Origin of the sequence: Erysipelothrix rhusiopathiae, from assembly GCF_900637845.1 — a bacterium.
Classification (GTDB): Bacteria; Bacillota_I; Bacilli_A; order Erysipelotrichales; family Erysipelotrichaceae; genus Erysipelothrix; species Erysipelothrix rhusiopathiae.
The window spans coordinates 1,577,723-1,597,251 of the sequence record NZ_LR134439.1; the positions used below are offsets into that span (position 1 = coordinate 1,577,723).

19 protein-coding genes and 3 riboswitches are annotated in these 19,529 nt (G+C 35.7%); of the genes, 1 reads left to right on the forward strand and 18 read right to left on the reverse strand.

Annotated elements, in window-relative coordinates:
- Positions 1 to 9: 9 nt before the first annotated feature.
- The 18 genes from EL194_RS07620 to truB all read right to left on the reverse strand — a co-directional run bounded on the left by EL194_RS07620 (position 10) and on the right by truB (position 17,587).
- Positions 10 to 1,014, reverse strand: coding sequence for an ABC transporter ATP-binding protein (locus EL194_RS07620; RefSeq protein ID WP_003773675.1), 1,005 nt, complete (start codon positions 1,012 to 1,014; stop codon positions 10 to 12).
- Positions 1,014 to 1,796 (reverse strand): ABC transporter permease, encoded by a 783-nt coding sequence (locus EL194_RS07625; RefSeq protein ID WP_003773677.1) that lies wholly within the window; start codon positions 1,794 to 1,796, stop codon positions 1,014 to 1,016. The genes EL194_RS07620 and EL194_RS07625 overlap by 1 nt, the downstream gene beginning before the upstream one ends.
- Positions 1,789 to 2,622, reverse strand: coding sequence for an ABC transporter permease (locus tag EL194_RS07630; protein ID WP_003773679.1), 834 nt, complete (start codon positions 2,620 to 2,622; stop codon positions 1,789 to 1,791). Before EL194_RS07630 ends, EL194_RS07625 begins: the two co-directional genes overlap by 8 nt.
- A 51-nt stretch (positions 2,623 to 2,673) precedes the next feature.
- A riboswitch (purine riboswitch) is annotated at positions 2,674 to 2,771 on the reverse strand.
- 23 nt (positions 2,772 to 2,794) lie between these two features.
- Positions 2,795 to 2,897: riboswitch (purine riboswitch) on the reverse strand.
- Positions 2,898 to 2,963: 66 nt separating this feature from the next.
- On the reverse strand, positions 2,964 to 3,875 hold the full coding sequence (locus EL194_RS07635) for a hypothetical protein (RefSeq protein ID WP_003773681.1): 912 nt from the start codon (positions 3,873 to 3,875) through the stop codon (positions 2,964 to 2,966).
- Positions 3,876 to 3,918: 43 nt separating this feature from the next.
- Positions 3,919 to 5,106 (reverse strand): phosphopentomutase, encoded by a 1,188-nt coding sequence (locus EL194_RS07640; RefSeq protein WP_003773683.1) that lies wholly within the window; start codon positions 5,104 to 5,106, stop codon positions 3,919 to 3,921.
- Entirely contained in the window at positions 5,093 to 6,007 is a 915-nt protein-coding gene (locus tag EL194_RS07645; RefSeq protein WP_003773685.1) for a tyrosine-type recombinase/integrase, read from the reverse strand. The genes EL194_RS07640 and EL194_RS07645 overlap by 14 nt, the downstream gene beginning before the upstream one ends.
- The gene (dinB, locus tag EL194_RS07650; RefSeq protein ID WP_003773687.1) at positions 5,991 to 7,169 is read right to left on the reverse strand and encodes a DNA polymerase IV; all 1,179 of its coding nucleotides are present in this window, start codon (positions 7,167 to 7,169) and stop codon (positions 5,991 to 5,993) included. The genes EL194_RS07645 and dinB overlap by 17 nt, the downstream gene beginning before the upstream one ends.
- Positions 7,157 to 8,812, reverse strand: coding sequence for a DNA repair protein RecN (gene recN / locus EL194_RS07655; protein WP_003773688.1), 1,656 nt, complete (start codon positions 8,810 to 8,812; stop codon positions 7,157 to 7,159). The genes dinB and recN overlap by 13 nt, the downstream gene beginning before the upstream one ends.
- Positions 8,813 to 8,827: 15 nt before the next feature.
- Complete coding sequence (locus EL194_RS07660; RefSeq protein WP_003773689.1) at positions 8,828 to 10,606, reverse strand: 1-deoxy-D-xylulose-5-phosphate synthase N-terminal domain-containing protein; 1,779 nt, start codon at positions 10,604 to 10,606, stop codon at positions 8,828 to 8,830.
- Between the two features lie 12 nt (positions 10,607 to 10,618).
- A complete protein-coding gene (locus EL194_RS07665; protein WP_003773691.1) occupies positions 10,619 to 11,458 on the reverse strand; it encodes a polyprenyl synthetase family protein in 840 nt (279 codons plus the stop codon).
- The gene (xseB, locus tag EL194_RS07670; protein ID WP_003773695.1) at positions 11,451 to 11,660 is read right to left on the reverse strand and encodes an exodeoxyribonuclease VII small subunit; all 210 of its coding nucleotides are present in this window, start codon (positions 11,658 to 11,660) and stop codon (positions 11,451 to 11,453) included. The genes EL194_RS07665 and xseB overlap by 8 nt, the downstream gene beginning before the upstream one ends.
- The gene (xseA, locus tag EL194_RS07675; RefSeq protein ID WP_003773697.1) at positions 11,653 to 13,143 is read right to left on the reverse strand and encodes an exodeoxyribonuclease VII large subunit; all 1,491 of its coding nucleotides are present in this window, start codon (positions 13,141 to 13,143) and stop codon (positions 11,653 to 11,655) included. Before xseA ends, xseB begins: the two co-directional genes overlap by 8 nt.
- Positions 13,140 to 13,544 carry a transcription antitermination protein NusB gene (locus EL194_RS07680; RefSeq protein ID WP_003773699.1) on the reverse strand — a complete coding sequence of 135 codons (405 nt, stop codon included), beginning with the start codon at positions 13,542 to 13,544 and terminating at the stop codon, positions 13,140 to 13,142. The genes xseA and EL194_RS07680 overlap by 4 nt, the downstream gene beginning before the upstream one ends.
- 38 nt (positions 13,545 to 13,582) lie before the next feature.
- Positions 13,583 to 13,912, reverse strand: a complete 330-nt coding sequence (locus tag EL194_RS07685; RefSeq protein ID WP_003773701.1) for an Asp23/Gls24 family envelope stress response protein — start codon at positions 13,910 to 13,912, stop codon at positions 13,583 to 13,585.
- 90 nt (positions 13,913 to 14,002) lie between these two features.
- Entirely contained in the window at positions 14,003 to 14,521 is a 519-nt protein-coding gene (locus EL194_RS07690; protein ID WP_003773703.1) for a DUF4303 domain-containing protein, read from the reverse strand.
- A 12-nt stretch (positions 14,522 to 14,533) separates the two neighbouring features.
- Complete coding sequence (locus EL194_RS07695; RefSeq protein WP_003773705.1) at positions 14,534 to 15,832, reverse strand: RsmB/NOP family class I SAM-dependent RNA methyltransferase; 1,299 nt, start codon at positions 15,830 to 15,832, stop codon at positions 14,534 to 14,536.
- Positions 15,816 to 16,754 carry a bifunctional riboflavin kinase/FAD synthetase gene (locus tag EL194_RS07700; RefSeq protein WP_003773707.1) on the reverse strand — a complete coding sequence of 313 codons (939 nt, stop codon included), beginning with the start codon at positions 16,752 to 16,754 and terminating at the stop codon, positions 15,816 to 15,818. Before EL194_RS07700 ends, EL194_RS07695 begins: the two co-directional genes overlap by 17 nt.
- Entirely contained in the window at positions 16,754 to 17,587 is an 834-nt protein-coding gene (gene truB / locus EL194_RS07705) for a tRNA pseudouridine(55) synthase TruB (RefSeq protein ID WP_003773708.1), read from the reverse strand. Before truB ends, EL194_RS07700 begins: the two co-directional genes overlap by 1 nt.
- Before the next feature lie 100 nt (positions 17,588 to 17,687).
- A riboswitch (Lysine riboswitch) is annotated at positions 17,688 to 17,854 on the forward strand.
- 61 nt (positions 17,855 to 17,915) lie between these two features.
- Here truB and EL194_RS08715 point away from each other — a divergent pair.
- Positions 17,916 to 19,529 carry an ABC transporter substrate-binding protein/permease gene (locus EL194_RS08715; RefSeq protein WP_003773712.1) on the forward strand — a complete coding sequence of 538 codons (1,614 nt, stop codon included), beginning with the start codon at positions 17,916 to 17,918 and terminating at the stop codon, positions 19,527 to 19,529.

Here is a 19,529-nt window from a genome sequence, read left to right on the forward strand (position 1 = left end):
AATTTCCTCCTAAATAAAAATAATTGACTTTGGATCTAATCTAAAGGGAACCACTGAATCGATTTGTAGTTTCTCCTGTGTACATAATTTAAACACGCCACATTCAGTATCGACTTGGTATTGATAGCAACTACCAAGATATGCAACGGATACTACTTTACCCACTATTTCATTGATGCCAGTTCCTAAGATAATTTCGGATGGTCGAATGCCAAATGATGTTGAAGTTGACTCATCTTCGGATGTAATTAGACCCTTTCCATTATTTAAAAACTTCATATCTTCAATTCGTTTTATGTTCTCAAATCCAACAAATTCCGCAACATAATGCGTTTTAGGATTTGAGTAAATAACCTCTGGTGCATCGAGTTGTTCGATTTTGCCATTATTCATAATAGCAACGCGATCACTGATTGCAAAACATTCATCTTGATCATGAGTAACAAATACTGTTGTAATTTTAAGTTCTTGTTGTATTCTTCGAATTTCTTCTCGCATCTGAATACGTAATTGTGCGTCAAGATTGCTAAGCGGTTCATCAAGCAACAATAACTTTGGCTTAATGACAAGTGCACGCGCTAGCGCAACACGTTGTTGTTGTCCACCTGATAACTGATTTGGATAACGATCAAGAAGTTCAGTGAGTCCACACGTTTTTGCCATCGATTCCACTTCACCATTCATTGCTTCACGACTTACTTTACGCTGTTTTAAACCAAATGCAATATTTTCGCGAATACTTAAATGTGGAAACAATGCATAACTTTGAAATACCATTCCAAAATCACGATCATTTATTTTAACGTCATTCATTTTTTTATCTTCTACATAGAAAGTGCCCGAACGAATCGTATTAAATCCCGCGATTGTGCGTAATGTTGTGGATTTACCACATCCTGAAGGACCCAATAATGATAATAGCTCACCTTCTCTTATTTCTAAATCTAAGTCTTGAAGCACATTGTGTTTTCCGTCATAGGAAACACAAATACGATCTAATACTGCAAAATTCATCAAATTTTGGCTCCTTTTCTACTTAATCCTTTATCCATGATAATCATCAATACCATGGTAAATACCATGAGAATAACGGATAGTGCACTTACAATGGGATCAAAATTATATTCAATATGATTCATCAATGCTCCCGGTAAGGTATTCATTCCAGGTCCTTTGAGATACATAGATACTGGTAAATTATTAAATGAATTAATAAATCCCATAATACTTGCAGAGAGTAAAGCATCTTTAATATTTGGTAGAACTACTTTAATAAACCCCTCCAATTGGCCACACCCCAGAATAATGGATGCCTCATGGATACTCAAATCAAAATCATGAAGCGATGCACATATAATGCGTATCGTATATGGGAATACAATCAACATATGTCCAATAATAAGTGCCATATTCAAACTGATATGAAGTTGAATCACTAAGTATTGAAAGAGTGCATAGGCAAGAACGATTGATGGAATCAGAGATGGTGCTAAGAATATTGATTTAAACCGTTCACTCCATTTGCCTTTTGTTACTACTAATGCATAAGAGGCTGGAATCGCAATTACCATACATAGAATCGTCGCAAGTACTGAGATTCTCAAACTTAAAACAAAACTATCCATAAAAACTTGAGACTGGAAGACTTTAATAAACCATTTCATCGTAAATCCCTGAATAGGAAATTCAATTATAGGTGCTTCCCCAAATGCAGTAACGGTTATAATCAGAAGCGGCAAGCCAATAAATGCAATTGCAAGGTATGCGATACTGTCCAAAAATCGATTTCTATTCATGAGATACCCCCCTTTTATCAACTCTATTACTGAGGTATGTCATCATTCTCATTACGCCTGCTGATAACAAAATCATAATAAATGCAAAGACACTTGCAGATTGCCAATTCATCAGTTCATTTGACTGTTGATACAAAAGCGTCGAAAGCATCATATTCTTATTACCACCAAGTAATGAAGGTGTTACGTAGGCGCTAATCGTACCTGTAAAGACTAGAACCGAACCTAAGACAATACCCGGAAAAGAGAGTGGTAAGACAATTTCTTTAAAAATTGTACCCCTTTTAGCTCCTAGTGTTTGTGCAGCTTCAATGAGCTTTCCATCAACCTTAGATAAAACAGAGACTAAGGTATTAACCATAACGGGAAGAAATAAATAAACAGAACCGATAATAATCGAAAATTCTGTATACATAAATCCGATTGGTTCATGAATCAATTTCATACCGAGTAATAACTGATTCAGAAAACCATTTTTACCTAAAATTGTAATCCATGCAAATCCGCGAATCACCGCGTTTGTGAATAATGGAAACAATACGAGCGCCATCGTTAATTTTCGTCTCAATGCTGATCCCGTTACAATGAAGTAAGCTGTTGGAAAACCCAATAAGAAGCAAACTAAGGTAGTAACAAGACCAATTCGAATTGTTCGTATCAAAATACTTTGATAAAACGAATCCGTAAGTACGGCGGTATAGTTTTCAATCGTAAAACCATTATTGATAAATGTGGGCATAATGGTTATTACAAGTGGAATTATCATAAAAACAATTACAAGAAATAATCCCGGAAACAGATACACCGAATTTTTAAAACGTTTCATGAACGCCTCCTAACAAAAATAAAAGCTTCCTATCATTAGAATGATAGAAAGCTAAAAAACACTCTCTATCATAGTCTGATGTTTACGGTATCAGGTAGAAACGTGTCTCCTTATTAGACACATATATGATAAAAAAGATTCTATTTTAATATAAAAAAAGTTTTTACCAATAGGAAAAAAACTTTCCTATCGTAGTCCGAAATTTACATTGGTATCGGCTAGAAACTATCACTCCATATTAGTGATGATATACGATTCGTAAAAACATGGATATTATAGCATGTCACTCTATTTAATCAAGTATATTTCAAAAATAAAAAAACAAGATCCAAAAGATCTTGTTATTGTATTGCTTTACTGAGTTGATTCAGTCTTAATAGATAGGACTCAAGGTCGTGGTTTTGATAGGCGTAAAGCATATTTTCAATCCCTTTAGGGTTGAGATAAACCAAAGCAGCAATGTTATTGTTCTCATCATAACCTACAATGGCTTCACCCTCTTCAGTATTTTCCCACTTTCGTTCTACCCGTGAGCAAAACGAACTGAATACATCTTGTGCCTTCATCGCAAAGAATTCACGATCTTTTATATAGGATTCTACAGTTGAACTTGGAACATAATATGCATCAACCAGTACCATATCATCCATATATATTGGAAATTCATGTCCATTTATTAATTTAAATTCTATAGATTGCGCATAATCTAAAGCTTCTTCAGTTTCATCAATTAGTTCACTGTTATTTGATTGAAGTCTGATATCAAGAGCTTTGTTGAAGTAGTGTTTAGCTTGCGTAAACTCATTCATTTCTAGTAAACACTTTGCGCGTTCATGGTAAATTCGATCTAGAGCTCCCGAAACATCATTTAAAAATTCATTGGCTTCAAGTGAATCGAAGAGTTCGATCGCAATCTCATAATATTTTAAGCACTTGAGCACAATCGCTTTATCGATGAGATTATTAATTTGAATTTCATGGTCTTTGGTTCCGTGTGCATAATCGATACACTTTTCAGTATAATAAAGAGCATCTTTATAGAGATGATTAAGTCGGTAAAGATACGCAAGATTGTGATTCAATGTATAACGTTCTAAAACGTTCAAATCTGCAACAAAAATGCGTTCTCCATCTCTTATCAGTTTAGTCACAGAATCTGGATTATAAGCTTGTTCCCGCAAGTTTTGAAGCGGATCATAGAGTACATAACCCTTTATAACACTTACCGCATCACAAAAATCTACAAAATTCATAGACCCTCCTTTTTATAAAAAGCACCAGTAACCTGGCGCTGTATTATTTTAACTGATCAAGAACTGATGTACCATACTCCGTAGGTTTTGCACCGAAATTATCTACAACGGTTGCACCTAAATCAGAGAACGTATTATTTTTTTCTAACATACCCTTACCTTGTAATGAAGGAGAATAATAGAGAACGGGTACTTCTTCACGTGTGTGATCTGAGCCGGTGTGCGTTGGATCATTACCGTGATCAGCTGTAATAATAAGTAAATCACGATCACCAATATGTTGTAGTAAAGTACCGAGCTGCACATCGAAAGCTTCTAAAGCTTTACCGTAACCAATTGGATCACGACGGTGACCATACATTGCATCAAAATCCACAAGATTTACAAACATAAATCCATTAAAATCATGGTCTTTAGTAATTCGGATTGTTTCTTCCATCCCGTGCTCATTACTCTTTGTACGGTATGACTCAGTAATCCCTTCGCCATCAAAAATATCTGAAATTTTTCCGACACTGATAACATCATTACCGTTTTCCTTAAGTGAATCTAAAGCAGTTTTCCCAAAAGGTTTAAGCGCATAGTCATGACGGTTTGAAGTGCGTTTGAAAGCACCTTTGCCCTCACCCACAAATGGACGAGCAATGACGCGACCAACTTTCCATTCATCCTTCATTGTCAATTCACGAGCAATTTCACAGCATCGATAAAGTTCATCAAGTCCAAAAACATCTTCGTGCGCTGCAATTTGAAGTACAGAATCAGCGGAAGTATAGACGATCATCTTTTTCGTCGCCATGTGTTCTTCACCCAACTCATCTAAAATTTCAGTACCACTTGCTGCCTTATTACCAATAATTTCATAACCCGTACGTTCTTGAAGTTCTTCTAAAAGTTCTTTCGGAAAACCTGTTTCGGTAAATGTGATAAATGGGTTTTCAATATAGAGTCCCATCATTTCCCAGTGACCTGTCATCGTATCCTTACCATTCGAAGCCTCAATCATTTTTGTATAGTATGCTTTAGGTTTCGATACCGGTAAAACACCTTTAATATTATGCAAATTACCGAGTCCAAGTTGCTCAAGGTTAGGCATATTTAAACCATTCATTGCGTCCGCAATATGGCCTAAAGTGTCTGTACCTACATCGCCAAATTTCGCAGCATCATGTGCTGCTCCGGCTCCAACTGAATCCATCACTACTGTAATAATTCGATCAAATTTCTTCATCTCTATTCCCTCCTTGATTCGAAAAACCACCTTTTAAAAACTGATCATACTCTCGCTTTAATGTTTTTTTATTGACGTGAGTATAAATCTGGGTTGTTGAGATATCTTGATGACCGAGGAGTTCTTGAATAATACGCAAGTCTACGCCTGTGTCTAAGATAGCTGTTGCGAAACTATGTCGCAAAGTATGCGCTGAAATAGGAGTTAAAATTCCCATTTCTTTACATCTAGATTTTATCATAGAATCGATGTATTGTCTTGATATTCCCTTGCCTTTTGCGTTAATAAATATTTGCTCTGTTGGTTGAATCATCCACTGCGGACGAATTATATTTATATATTCACTTAAGCCATCAATGGCATCAATAGATAAAGGAATCATGCGTTCTTTATTTCCTTTACCTAGAATTCGTAACCATTTTTGATCAAGATACACTTGCGAAAACTCGAGATGAACACATTCTGAAACACGCAAGCCACATCGGTAAAGCAGCAATAAAATCGCGTAATCCATAAAGTCTTTTCCAGTGACTCGATCAAAAGAAAAAAGTTTACGGATCGTATCATCTGAAACAATTGTAGGCAATCGAGTCCCTTTGTTTTTAAGTGAAACAAATGCTGTTGGATCATGTTGCAATTGACCACTGTTCAGTAAATATTGATGAAACTGACGTATCACTACAATCTTATGCTGTATTGTTGATGCGGCATAGTCATTCTTTATATCATCAATATATTTTCGAATTACTTCAGCATCAACAGATTCAAGTGATGAAACTGATTCGTGCTCTAAATACTCAATATACTGATTTAAGTCATTTCGATAAGATGCAACGGTTAATGCTGCTTTAGGGTCAATAAATTGGAGGTAGTGAATAAAATCATTAGCTTTGTTTTTCATGACTTTTCTCCTTAAGAACAGATCGAGTCGTCTTAAAAAGATCTTGGTTAAGTTCCTTATTAAGTCGCTGGATGATGTCATTGACCGTAATTTCATCCAAATCATCAAAGATATTTAACTGTTCAATTATTTCATCTTTAGGCAATAAGTTTGTCATTGTTACTGAAATGAAAGATACGCCGCCTTCCCCTTCAAATTCATCATATAAACTCATAAGCCTCTCGAAAACTAAATTTTGATCTCTTGTATATTCATCAAAAGTGAAGGAACGGGTTGCCGTTTTATAATCATCGAGTCGAATTGAGAATGAAACGGTCTTACCAACAACATCTTGACGTTCCATCCGGCGCTTTACTTCAACCAATTCATTTAAGATCGCATTGCGAATCTCATCAAGATCAGTCATCGCATCCTTAAATGTTTTCGATTGACCGATTGATTTCATGGTCACATCAGTATCGATCACTGAGTGATCATATCCATTTGCTTTTTGTACAAAATTTTGTGCATTGACTCCCAAAATGCTCTTAAGATGATCGGGATTAAAACGAGCAAGGTCCCCAATGGTCTCTATACCAATTTGTTTTAATTTAGGCACCGTTTTTTGACCAATTCCGTACATTGATTCAATCGAAAGCGGCCATAATTTTTGTGATACTTCACGAATTCTAAGTACTGTAATACCACGAGGTTTCTGCATGTCGCTCGCCATCTTAGCTAGAAATTTATTTGGCGCTACACCAATAGAAATGGGAAGTCGCAATGCTTCCCAGATATTTTTCTGAATTTCAACGGCAAGATCGAGTGGCTTCTCATATTTTTTTATAACCTCTGTCATATCAACATAACATTCATCAATACTCGCAGGTTGCATAACAGCAGAATAAGAACGAATAATATTCATAAATTTAACCGATAACTCTTGATACAAATCAAAATCAACTTCAATGACTTCCAGATTAGGGCAAAGACGTTTGGCATGTGCGAGTGGCATTGCGGAATTAACGCCAAATGAGCGCGCCTCATAGGATGCAGTTGTAACAACAGATCCTCTTTGGTTACTACAAACAACTACGGGTTTTCCATATAAACTTGAATCTGTAATGAGATGAGCACTTGCATAAAACGCATTAATATCTATATGAAATATTACTTGTGCCATTTTAATTGTTGACCTTCCTTTAGAAGTTCTTGCGCAGAATTTAACGATGCACCCGTATCATTACCCGACATAATTAATGCCATCTGGTGAATTCGATCTTGCCCTGTTATTTCTTTAATATCGGTCACAACGTCATCTTCGAATTCTGATTTAGATATAAGATAATGATGATCCGCACACGCTGCAACCGCCGCTAAATGGGATATCGTTAACACTTGAGAAGTCTGAGAAAGACTACTCATTTTCGAACCAATTTTAAGCGCAACACGTCCACTAACACCTGTATCGATTTCATCAAAAATAATTGTAGAAACCCCATAAATCGAACTGAAAATCGTTTTAAGTCCTAACATCAATCGGGAAAGTTCCCCACCACTTGCAACACGTTCTAATGGCGATGGCATAATCCCTTTATTCATCGATACGAGAAAATGTGCAGATTCCGAACCATCAGCTGTTAATTCTGAATTTTCAAGTGCAATTACAAATTGTGCATTTTCAAGTAATAAGTCATCAAGTTGCTCGATAATAGCATGTTCCAGATCACTTTTCGCTTGAATTCTGGTTTCAGAAAGGCTACGGGCCGCTTCGAGCAGTTGATCATACATTGCCTCAATCTCATTCTCTAAATCAGTTTTAAAATCATCGAAATGTTCAGCTTGTTCAATCTGTTGGATAAGCGCATCTTGCTTCTTAAATACACCTTCAAGAGATCCATATTTACGAATTAATTGATCATATTGATAAACACGATCTTGTAAAAGATTGTATTCATACTCATCAAAAACAAGACCACTGTTATAACGAACTAACTCGTCGCGAATATCCTCCACTTCATAATAGACGTTTTTAAAACGTTCCTGAAGATTTTGATCGGGTAAAGCATCAATGGTATCTAAAAATTCATAAAGACGGCCAACGACACCCTGCTCTCCATCCAATGTCTCTTCGAGATCATTCACAAACGATTTCGTCTTTTCAAAATTCGTAAGCATTTCAAGACTTTCCTTTATCGAATGATAGTCATCAATGCTTGGATTTAAATCATGTATCTCTTTAAGTTGAAAACTTGCGAATGCAATTTCATCAGGATTAATATTACTGTTTTCCAGATTTCTTAAACGCATTTGTGCTTCTTGATATTTCCTAAATAAATCATTGTAATACAAACGTTCCGTTTCATTTTGGGCAAATTCATCGAGTAATTTCAAATGGTTTTTAGGGTTCAGTAGATATTGTGTCTCATGTTGAGAATGAATATCGAGTACACCATCCAAACACGATTTAACCGTCGATAGATTAACAACACGTTGGTTTATTTTACATATACTACGTCCTTCAAGATTCATTTCTCTTGAAATAACAGCGTACTCATCATCTTCATCATACAAATCAAAAGCGACGAGTTTCATTTTAAGATTTATTGCTTTTTCAAGGTCAAAAGCAACCTCTACACGTGCACTTTTACCGTTTTTTCCAACAACAGATGCACTGCTACGCTGTCCGGAGACAAAATTTAATGCATCGACGAGAAGCGATTTACCTGCACCAGTTTCACCGGTGAAAACGTTGAAACGATCTGAAAAGTCAACCGATATATGATGAATCAAAACAAAATTATCTATCGTTAAATGAGTAAGCATGGTAATCCTCCTTTACTATTGAAAATAATCGAAAACATTGTTTATATGAATCTTTTGAGATGATTTCGCATCTTTTGAAGTCTTGTTTAAATGGAGACATGAGACATGTAAATTGATACATTCATTATCTGCTTTTAGCTGATGAAGATTTTGAATAACATTTTGATAAAGAACACTTTTTGTGCTTTCTACATCATAAACTACGATCTTAAGCTTATATGCAATAATTCTTTCTAAAATATCGTGATCCACAGATAAAATTTCAGAACAATTAATCAATCCAAGATCTAACTGATTGGCATCAATTCTTTGCTTAAGAGAGTGGATGGATGGACCAAAAGACAGGATAACCCCTGTGCTTTCCTTACTAAAATCATTTTCAATGTGCCATCCCCTTACCGGAATTAAAGCAGTTTCCGGCGCAACGTACTCTAGACCTGATGGAACTCTTAAAACACTAATTTGTGGTTCTTGAATTACCTGTTCTAAAATGGAAATCGTATCAACTATTGATTTCCCCATATACACTTTAAAGTGTGCAAGGTTTGAAAAAACACCTAAATCAAAAATACCTTGTCGGTATGTATCCCCTTCCGGACTAAGACCGGAATCATTCACAATTATAGTAATTGGACACTGCTTGATTGAAAATTGATTTCGAAGTTGCAACACGACGCCATCGACTTGAGAGGCGTGAATTGAAATAATAACGTGTTTTCCTTCTTGAACAAGACCGTGTGCAATTGCTACTAAAGCCTGTGTTGAACCCGATGTTGCAATAAAGTGATCAGGTCTTGTCAGTGCAAAGGTCGGCAAATAGTCTTTTAACTTGTAAGTATCCGCAAGAACATATAAATCTGGATCATCTTGAGCAATATCTGTTAATTGATAATCAATTGCTTCTAAATACGTATGATAATTTTCTGCTCGATCATGGTCCGTTTTAAAGGTTGGAAATTCAAGTTTGCGTTGTTTTTTATTCTTTAAGCGCGTTTGTACATGAATTACATGAGGACCTTTATATTTTTTCGATAATTCAAACACACGAATTAACTCTTTAAGATTTTGACCATCCATAGGTCCTTGGTAATCCACACCAAATTGTTTAAATATTGTGGGTTCCAATACAGTTTCTTTGACCGCATCTCGTATTTTAGTAAGCGTCGCAAGGATTGGTCGACTAATAGGATTGGAATCTAGGAGTGATTTCATATCTTTTTTTAAACCGGTATAGGTTTTACTGATGCGAATTGATTTGATTAACGCATCCATCGAACTGTAATGTCTTAAAAGCGATTGTTGTTCATCAATGAGGATAATGGTTAGATTGGGTTTAAAGCGACTTATTTGAACCAACGACTCATAAGTAATGCCATAATTCAAAGCATAATCATTGAGAACGATAACATTATTAACATCTGGATGTTCAATAGCATATGCAAGTGCCACACCCAACCCTTCCCCAGGTTTTCCACCACTATAACGATCCATTGGATTTTGATCATCTAAATACATGGAACCAGAATTTCTAAGCAACAAATCTTCAGATCTACCTGTAAGAATTTTATGAACCATGACTTGCTTACCACCATCGAAAATGATATTGTCATGGTTTAAATCAAAAACATGATGGAGCGCAAGTGTTGTTTCAAGTACATTGATATTTTCAATAATTGTATCTACTTCATATCGTGTTTTTGACGCAAGAAAAACAGCGATTTCATCACTGAGTTTTTCTAATTCATCAACGGTTAATGACGTAAAATCATACGATTTGCTAAATTGTTCAAACAAGAGACGTGCCTCCTATAATTCGCGACTCATCATTTCATCAATAATCTGTTTCAGATTTCCATTTTCAATATTCATTTGTTTTAATAAATCTTTAATATTTGAAAAATACGATTCCGTTAAAGTGTGGGCTTGCTCTACACCAAGTAGACTAACCACGGTTGTTTTATCACGATCGGCATCACTTTGATTACTCTTTCCAATTTGCTCAGATGTTTTCGTAACTTCAAGAAGATCATCTTGGAATTGGAAAGCAACTCCGAGAGTCAGACCTAAATCATGTGCAAGTTTTTGATATGAATCTTTACCTGCAATTACGACTGCCATTTCAAATGCCCCTGCAAATAAACATCCTGTTTTAAGATTATAACAAGCAACTAAATCATCAATATGATCGATATGATCATCGATATCCAATTCTTGACCTAAAATCATTCCATTATTACCCGCATTTCGAGCTAAAATTTCAAGACACTTCCCAACGACATCCGAATCTAAAGAAGATTGTGATAAGGCTGTAAAGGCTCCTGTTAAGAGTGCATCACCGGCAAGAATTGCAACGCCCTCACCAAACACTTTATGATTGGTTGGTTTAAAACGGCGTAAATCATCATCATCCATAGCTGGTAGATCATCATGTACAAGGGAATAAGTATGAACCATCTCAAGAGCACATGCTGGATTTAATCCTAGTTTATAATCACATCCAAAATCCTCAAGCATCGCCAGTAAAAGACGTGGCCTCAATCGTTTTCCACCACTCATCAACGAATACGTCATAGCTTCTCTAACAACAGATGTTTTTGGATAATACTCTAAAATCGCATCTAAACGCGCATCAATATCTTTAATCATTTTGATCCCCTTGGTGTTTTTGAACTAACGCTTTAACTTGATTTTCATAACCACTTAAGCGTTCCTGACATTGCTTGGATAAATTAAGACCTTCCTCGAAAAGAACGATTGCTTGATCAAGAGGTAAACTATCCTTCTCTAATTCATTTGCAATTTCCGCAAGACGCGCCATTGCAATTTCAAAATTAAAATCTTTATTCATCTTTGGGCTCCTTACTGATGACTTGTGTTAGCACAAATCCATCTCTAAATTCTAATTGAATTCGATCATCAACATTAACGGACTCTGCATTTACAACATGGATATCATTTACACGTGGAATGATATAACCTTGGTTTAAATTTCGTTGAATTACATCGAGTGGTGAACGATACTTTAATGATTTAAGTATATCGTTTAAACGCTCTTTTTTCAAGTTCAACCCGCGTTCCATAATTGAATAAAAACGTTCATCATACTGCTGAATCATTCCTTGATTTTGCTTAATACTTCGATCAATATACTGCGAATAAAAGTCAAAACGACTTCGCATCATATCAACTTTTTGAAGTGATTGAGTCATCTTCTGTTGAATTGTCGCAGAACTCAAACCGAGATATTGATTTATAATATTAGACGAGTTGTTATATTTCAGTAATAATGAATTTTCCATACGATTCGATATTAATGCGAGCATTCGTTTTGATTCATCAAATAGAACTTGTTGATGTGTGATCCGTACGGTTAAGGTATCTAATTTTTGTTGTTTACGTTCAACAAAAAGCACCGGATCTTTTAAAGCACTACTTTGAATCAACGATGTATAATCACCTGAACGTCGAAGATATTTATTTCGTACCGCAAGGTAATACTGGTTTTTATAATCACGAATCATCGCTTTCATCTCAACCCAGTTTGGTGTCGCTGCAACAGCTGCAGCAGTGGGCGTTGCAGCTCGATAATCTGAAACAAAATCGGATAAAGTAACATCACTTTCATGTCCAATACCAGAGATTATTGGAATTTCACTTTTAAAAATTGATTCAACTACTTCCGGTGTATTAAAAGCCCAGAGGTCTTCAATTGATCCCCCACCACGTCCTAAAATAATCGTATCTGCTTGTTCATGATGTGCTCTTTGAATTTGTTGTACCAAACTTTTAGAGGCATTGTCTCCTTGGACATAGGCTAACAAATCAATTTGCTTGGCAATTGGCCATCGTTCTTGGAGTGTACGGGTAATATCAGCATAAGCTGCACTGTTTTCACCAACAATAACAGCGATTCGTTGCGGATATTTAGGGATTTTTTTACGATGATTGGGATCAAAATATCCACGATCTTCAAAATCTTTTTTCAATTTTTCAAATTGAATATACAAGTCACCCAAACCATCAAGATTCATACGATCAGCATAGATTTGGACAGTTCCCGTATCGGTATAAACCTCACAGCGTCCAAAGATAACAACTTTATCACCATCTTTAGGTCTGAATAATACTTTGCTTGCACTACGTCGGAACATAGCACAAGTAATTCTACTTTTATCATCCTTGAGGGAAAAATAAAAATGCCCACTATGATGTGCTTTAAAATTCGAAAGCTCACCGACTAATGCGACATTCTTAAAAGAAGGATGTTGATCAATAACACCTTTTAATTCGTTAACAAATTCTGTAACCGTAATTACATCCTGAGTTATCATAGTGCATCAATGACTCCATTAATTAATTTATAAGATTCCTCGTCTGAAAAATCTTTAGCGAGATTAACCGCCTCATTAACAATAACAACTTTATCTTGATAACCGAGTTCTAATTCAGCACAAGCCATTAGAAGAATCGCTTGTTCAATAAATCCTAAACGGTCAAAACGCCATTTCGTTAAATAATGATCGATTGCTCGCGAATAAATATCTTTACGTGCTTCTACATTCATCACTACTTGTAACATTTCATCCTGAAGATTGAAATCTTGAATAAATGTGCCAACTTCTGATACGAAGCGATTATCTTCAAGAACCTCTTGCATGGATTGCTCTCTCAAGAGATGAATATAAATTGCTGACATTGCATTTTGCCGTTCGTTATATCGCGACATTACCATAAAAAAACCTCCACAGTAAAAGAAGCAGACTCCTGCTTCTAATTAAACTTAAATCCTACAACGTTAATGTTGATTGAAGTATTACTGAAATCAACCATTAATTCAATGTTGCGTTGCAAATCATTTTGTAATGCACGACATACACGTTCAACATCTTTACCATATTTTACGCGTACTTTAAGATCGACATTAACATGACCGTTTTCATTTGAAACAATCAATGATTTTTTACCTGATCCATCTTCAAAAAAGATAGCATCATTTTCATTCACTGTAATCTGAACAATATGATTAATAACATTGTTCGAAATTGCAATTTGACCAAGACCAGTCTTCTCATTTTGAATTAAGACATATTCATTTGACATATTTATCACCTACTAAACTAATTATAACAGAAAAAAAATCTAAACAAAAGCAAGAACACAAAAGGTTTAACAATTATCTCTTAAGACGGCTCAAATGACCATTTTATCTTCGATGCGTTTGATTCGATTTAATGAGATATTATGGGGTTCTTCCTCCGCTTTACAAAAAATTGAAAAGCAGTCACATTTCGGAATCATATCATATGCTTCAGTGTCTTTAAACTCAATTAAACATGCTGTAATTATATCCAGATACGTCTCAAAATTTTGACTAAAATAATGTTCATATAAATCTTCATTTAATGGACACATCGATGCGAAAGCTTGATAATGCCACTCATTCGTCGTGAACTTTAACCTTTCGATTGCATCGTTTTGATTATATTGATCATTTTGACTTTGGATACGATACTGCAGTAATTTCTTTTTAAAATCAAAATCTGTATTGAGAGAGATGCTTAGCATACCATTTTGAGAGTTCACATCTACAGCCATGGCATAAAATTCCATCGATGCATTGTCAATAATAAAATGCTTCATATTTTCCTCAAGAAATAATCCAGTTTCTTTTTTGATATTGGCAATTGCCGTGCGCTTACTTACAACCATGTTTCCCTCCCTTTATTTATAGGATTCAAATTTATTGCGTAATCCCTTAGGATAACGATTATTCCCTTTTTTTCCATCACCTTTGACAAAACCTAAAACATGACCTTGATATGTAACACAATGAATTCCTTTTATTGTCGTATTAATAGGATGTCCATACAGGTAGCGATAAGCTGTATCCAGATCTAATTCGAGTTGTTCAAAAACATCTGTGAAATTAAGCGATTGAGCAAGTGTATGACTATATTCAATACGGTTTTTCTTAATTTCTCCGATAAAAACACCATCACGCGTTATATGGAGGGGTTCATCAAGAAAACCTCGATGACGAAGTCCATAAATTTTACCTGATTTTTCTTGTATATTTCCAACCAACTTCCGATCAAAACAGTTAAAAGATGTTGGTTCATTGATACCGAAGTTTAGAAGATGACGGCTTGTATTCTCTTTATATACGCGAATTCGAGCTATAAAATGCCCTTCACCATCTTTGGAAGGAAAATAACGGGCAACTTGTTCTCCTAATCCAAGATATCCACTACTTTTCTCGGATAGGTCTACAGGTTCTAATTGACACTTTGGATGTTCCTCCAAAAAAGAGAGAATAACTTGTTCATTTTCGTGAAAATTTAAAGTACATGTTGAATAGACAATCACACCACCATCGACACATGCCCTAAAAGCATTTTCGAGCAGCTGTTTTTGTAGTCGACTAAAACGGAGGGGTTCAGAATTTTTAAACTCAAGGGCAAAATCAGGAGTACGACGATATAGACCTTCTCCACTACATGGTGCATCCAATAACACTTTATCAAAGGTATTATTAAGCTTGTCTACCAATTCATCCGTATCCATTTGTGTAACAACGCCACGTTCGGAACCCCATCGATCATAATTATGTTGTAATTTTATATTACGTTTGGAATCAATTTCATTACTTATTAGGAACCCTGTTGTTAATGCACTTAGAATTTGTGTCGTTTTGCCACCCGGTGCGGCACACAAATCCAGAACAATGTCATTAGGCTCAACCCTTAACGCACTGACCGGTGTTGTCGCTGTAGGGTCTTGAATATAGTAGCATCCTGCATGGCTTAAAGGATGTGTTACTGTCTTTGCATAATCATCTGGTATTAGAATTGTAGGATCGATACGTGAAGCTATTCCACTAAAAGGTAAAACACATGGTTTTAATGGGTTCAGTCTTAATCCATGAACGGAATCCATTTGGTATGCCGCTATAATTTTTTGATATTGTGGTTCACCAAATGATTCGATGAGCATTTTTTGATAATCAGCCGTTAGTTTCATCAAGGATCAATCTCGCTTCTTTTACATCACGATGCATTTGTTCGACAAGCGTTTCAATGGAATCAAATTTCAATTCATCACGAAGACGCTTCACAAAGGATTGTTTAATTACTTCACCATAAATATCTTCGTCAAAATCAAGAATGTATGTTTCAAGAGATAAATGTTCCGTTGTATTAAAGGTTGGATTATGACCAATATTTATGACCGATTGATACATTGTTCCCTTAACCTCTACAAAACCTGCATATACACCTTGTTTTGGTATAACATATTCGTCTACTACATCCATGTTAGCCGTAGGAAACCCAATTTCTCGCCCACGATGTTGACCACCCACAACAAATCCACTTATTGAATAAAGTCTTCCTAATAAGTCATTTGCCTGTTGTACATCACCATTTAAAATCGCTTGTGTAATTGCCGTCGTGCCGATTTTCTGTTCATTCACGTGATCTAAAGGGACAACATGGGTATCAAAATAATAATGCCCAAGTGCCTCTAAATCATCAACAGACCCTTCACCACGATAACCAAATTTATAATCTGCACCACAGATAAGTGTCTTAACATTGAGAGGCACAAGGATTTTCTCTATAAACTCTAGTGGTGATAATTTTGATAAATCCTTCGTAAATTCAATGGTAATCAAATAATCAATACCTAAAGATTCCGCAATACGAACTTTTTCTTTTATTGGTGTTAGATGTTTTACATGAGATTTATTATGAATCACAGTCCAAGGATCTGGATCAAATGTTATAAGTGCTGTTTCATAATTAAACTCTTGACCTATCTTTTTTGCTTCATTAATTAAAATTTGATGACCTCGATGTAAGCCATCAAAATAACCAATGCATGCTGCGAGTTGATGATCATTACGATGAAGTTGTAGATAATCTCGTATTGTAATTTGTTTCATTACCAAAGTCCTCTTACTGATTTAAATGTTGTTTCATGTTCTCGTTCGTATACGGCATAATAAGTGCCCGTATCAATAAGAACTTGATCTTCTTCAATATCTAATTCAAGTCTCTTTCCATTTTTAACATAATCCTCCATGCGGGGGTTTACGATTTTAGGTAAAGCAATTGTATCTTTTACAGATATCAACTTAGTTTCAGGCGTCAACGCTTCTAAAGTCAAAGCATTCTCAAGCGTATAAGGTCCTACCTGTTCACGTTCTAGAGCCGACATCGTCCCCAGCGTACCCAACAACATACCAATATCTTCGCAAAGGGTACGAATATAAGTACCGTTTGACACGAACGCTCTGAATTCAATTTCATCACCTTCAAGAGCAATAAGTTCTAAATTATAGATTGTTATGTCTGTGTAGAGTTGTTTAACCTCTTCATCATTGAACACATACTCATAGGATTTTTTACCATTTATTTTTTTTGCGGAAACTTTCGGAACGCGTTGTGTTTGAGGGCCCGTAAGTTTCTCAAAACATGTCAAAACATCTTCTCTCGAATATTGCGGTATAGACGCTTGTTCTTCTACCGCTCCCCAAATATCACCGGTTGAAGTCTTCATACCCAACTTACATTTCCCTCGATACGTTTTGTCATTTAAACCTAAATAAGGAAGTGCTTTCGTTGCTTGATTCACTGCTAACACTAAAACACCTGTGGCCATTGGATCCAAAGTTCCACTATGCCCTACTTTGACTTTTAATAATTTTCGCACTTTCGCTACCACATCAAACGATGTCATTTCTTGTGGTTTGTTAATACATAAGATACCGTCCATAAGAACCTCATTTCTACCTATAAATTATATAGGTTTTTCACAATTAGTCAAAACCAAACTTGACTTAATTTCACTGAGTGATATGATTAGTCTATTAAAAGACAATATTAGAGGTAGCGATGCAGATAAGTATGTATTGGAGCTTGCAGGCTTTGAAGATACAAAAAGGCAACCATCGCCGAACGGTAAAAACCGCAAATTTTTACTGTGGGGTTATAGGAAATACCTATAACACTCCTTCCTTAGTGAAGTGGAGCTAGACTATCCTTATTTCAATACGGACCTCTAGCGTGGGTCTTTTTTGTTTATTTTTAGGAGGAGACATGTTATGCAGAGCAAAAACATGAAAAAAGTATTACTTTTATTTCTAGTTCTATTAACCATTACTGGTTGTACGAACTCAGGTCATCGACAGGATGATTTAGTGGTTGGAATGGAATGTAACTATGCCCCATTCAACTGGACACAATCTACAGAAACAGAATTTACAGAACCATTATCCGATGGTCATAGTTATTGTGATGGTTATGATGTTCAAATGGCTCGTCATATCGCTAAAGAACTCGATCGTAATTTAGTCATCAAAGAACACGCGGTATTTAAAGGCTTACTCGAATCCGCTAAAGTTGGTGATATTGATCTTATTATTGCAGGAATGACAAACACAGAAGAACGTCGTCAAGAAGTTGATTTTACTGATGTGTACTATACAAGTCAAATGGTACTTGTAACCAAGAAAAACAGTCCTTATGTAGATGCAAAAACACTTCAAGATTTCTCGGGTGCTCATGTATCAGCACAAATTGGTACTATGCATGATCAACTTGTGGATCAAATTCCTGCTGTAAAGCATGGCGTACCACTTGAGTCATTTCCGTTTTTAACAACCGCTGTCAATAATAATGCGATTGATGCATTTGTTTCCGAAAAACCCGTTGCACTTGCAATCACAAGTAGTAACCCCAACTTATCAATTGTTGAGTTTGAAGGAAATAATGGTTTTATCGTAGACGCAGAAGAAGTTACTGTTTCAATTGGTATTGCGAAAGGAAATGATAAACTCCTTAGTGATGTAAATAATGCATTAAGCAAGTTATCACCTGAACAACGTGATGTAATGATGTCTGACGCTATCAAGCGCCAACCAAGTTCTAATGAAGACCAAACAAAACTAATGCCAAGTGGATTCTTCGCAGGGGTCGGTTTCCTTATTCAAAATAATTGGAAATTATTCTTGAATGGATTAGGTATCACATTGCTTATTGCCTTAACAGGTACCTCTTTCGGTTTAATTATCGGTCTCTTTATTGCTGGCTTACGACAAATTAAAATTAGTGACCGCGATAAAGGTATCACACGACTCTTTAAACGTATCATGAATGTCATTGTAACCGCATATGTTCAGTATTTACGTGGGACTCCAATGATGGTTCAAGGAATCTTAATTTATTATGGATTACGTGGATTAGAGGTTGCCATTTCACCACTTACTGCAGGGATTATCATTATATCGATTAATACCTCTGCTTATATGTCTGAAATTATTCGTGCTGGTATTCAAGCCATCGACAAAGGTCAAAATGAAGCTGCACGTTCACTTGGAATGACGGAAGCACAAACATTACGCTATGTAATTTTACCGCAAGCGATTCGAAACGCTATTCCAGCTATTGGGAATGAATTTGTTGTTAATATCAAAGATTCATCCGTATTAAATGTAATTACAGTTTCCGAACTATTCTTCCAAGGGAATCGTCTTACAGGTATTTATTACCGACAAATGGAACCATTCTTTATTGTTTCACTCATTTATTTAGTCCTTACAATTTGTTCAACTCAAATCTTGAATATGATTGAAAAAAGAATGGATGCACCAAAAGGAAGTTATCCCGCATCAGTTACCCATAAAGTTCATTTTGGTAAAAAAGAAGGAGGTAATTAA

Excerpts from the sequence above, each read along its gene's own strand:
- EL194_RS07620 (WP_003773675.1), bottom strand. The coding sequence starts at position 1,014 with ATGAATTTTGCAGTATTAGATCGTATTTGTGTTTCCTATGACGGAAAA.
- EL194_RS07625 (WP_003773677.1), bottom strand. The coding sequence starts at position 1,796 with ATGAATAGAAATCGATTTTTGGACAGTATCGCATACCTTGCAATTGCA.
- EL194_RS07630 (WP_003773679.1), bottom strand. The coding sequence starts at position 2,622 with ATGAAACGTTTTAAAAATTCGGTGTATCTGTTTCCGGGATTATTTCTT.
- EL194_RS07635 (WP_003773681.1), bottom strand. The coding sequence starts at position 3,875 with ATGAATTTTGTAGATTTTTGTGATGCGGTAAGTGTTATAAAGGGTTAT.
- EL194_RS07640 (WP_003773683.1), bottom strand. The coding sequence starts at position 5,106 with ATGAAGAAATTTGATCGAATTATTACAGTAGTGATGGATTCAGTTGGA.
- EL194_RS07645 (WP_003773685.1), bottom strand. The coding sequence starts at position 6,007 with ATGAAAAACAAAGCTAATGATTTTATTCACTACCTCCAATTTATTGAC.
- dinB (WP_003773687.1), bottom strand. The coding sequence starts at position 7,169 with ATGGCACAAGTAATATTTCATATAGATATTAATGCGTTTTATGCAAGT.
- recN (WP_003773688.1), bottom strand. The coding sequence starts at position 8,812 with ATGCTTACTCATTTAACGATAGATAATTTTGTTTTGATTCATCATATA.
- EL194_RS07665 (WP_003773691.1), bottom strand. The coding sequence starts at position 11,458 with ATGATTAAAGATATTGATGCGCGTTTAGATGCGATTTTAGAGTATTAT.
- xseB (WP_003773695.1), bottom strand. The coding sequence starts at position 11,660 with ATGAATAAAGATTTTAATTTTGAAATTGCAATGGCGCGTCTTGCGGAA.
- xseA (WP_003773697.1), bottom strand. The coding sequence starts at position 13,143 with ATGATAACTCAGGATGTAATTACGGTTACAGAATTTGTTAACGAATTA.
- EL194_RS07680 (WP_003773699.1), bottom strand. The coding sequence starts at position 13,544 with ATGGTAATGTCGCGATATAACGAACGGCAAAATGCAATGTCAGCAATT.
- EL194_RS07685 (WP_003773701.1), bottom strand. The coding sequence starts at position 13,912 with ATGTCAAATGAATATGTCTTAATTCAAAATGAGAAGACTGGTCTTGGT.
- EL194_RS07690 (WP_003773703.1), bottom strand. The coding sequence starts at position 14,521 with ATGGTTGTAAGTAAGCGCACGGCAATTGCCAATATCAAAAAAGAAACT.
- EL194_RS07695 (WP_003773705.1), bottom strand. The coding sequence starts at position 15,832 with ATGAAACTAACGGCTGATTATCAAAAAATGCTCATCGAATCATTTGGT.
- EL194_RS07700 (WP_003773707.1), bottom strand. The coding sequence starts at position 16,754 with ATGAAACAAATTACAATACGAGATTATCTACAACTTCATCGTAATGAT.
- truB (WP_003773708.1), bottom strand. The coding sequence starts at position 17,587 with ATGGACGGTATCTTATGTATTAACAAACCACAAGAAATGACATCGTTT.
- EL194_RS08715 (WP_003773712.1), top strand. The coding sequence starts at position 17,916 with ATGCAGAGCAAAAACATGAAAAAAGTATTACTTTTATTTCTAGTTCTA.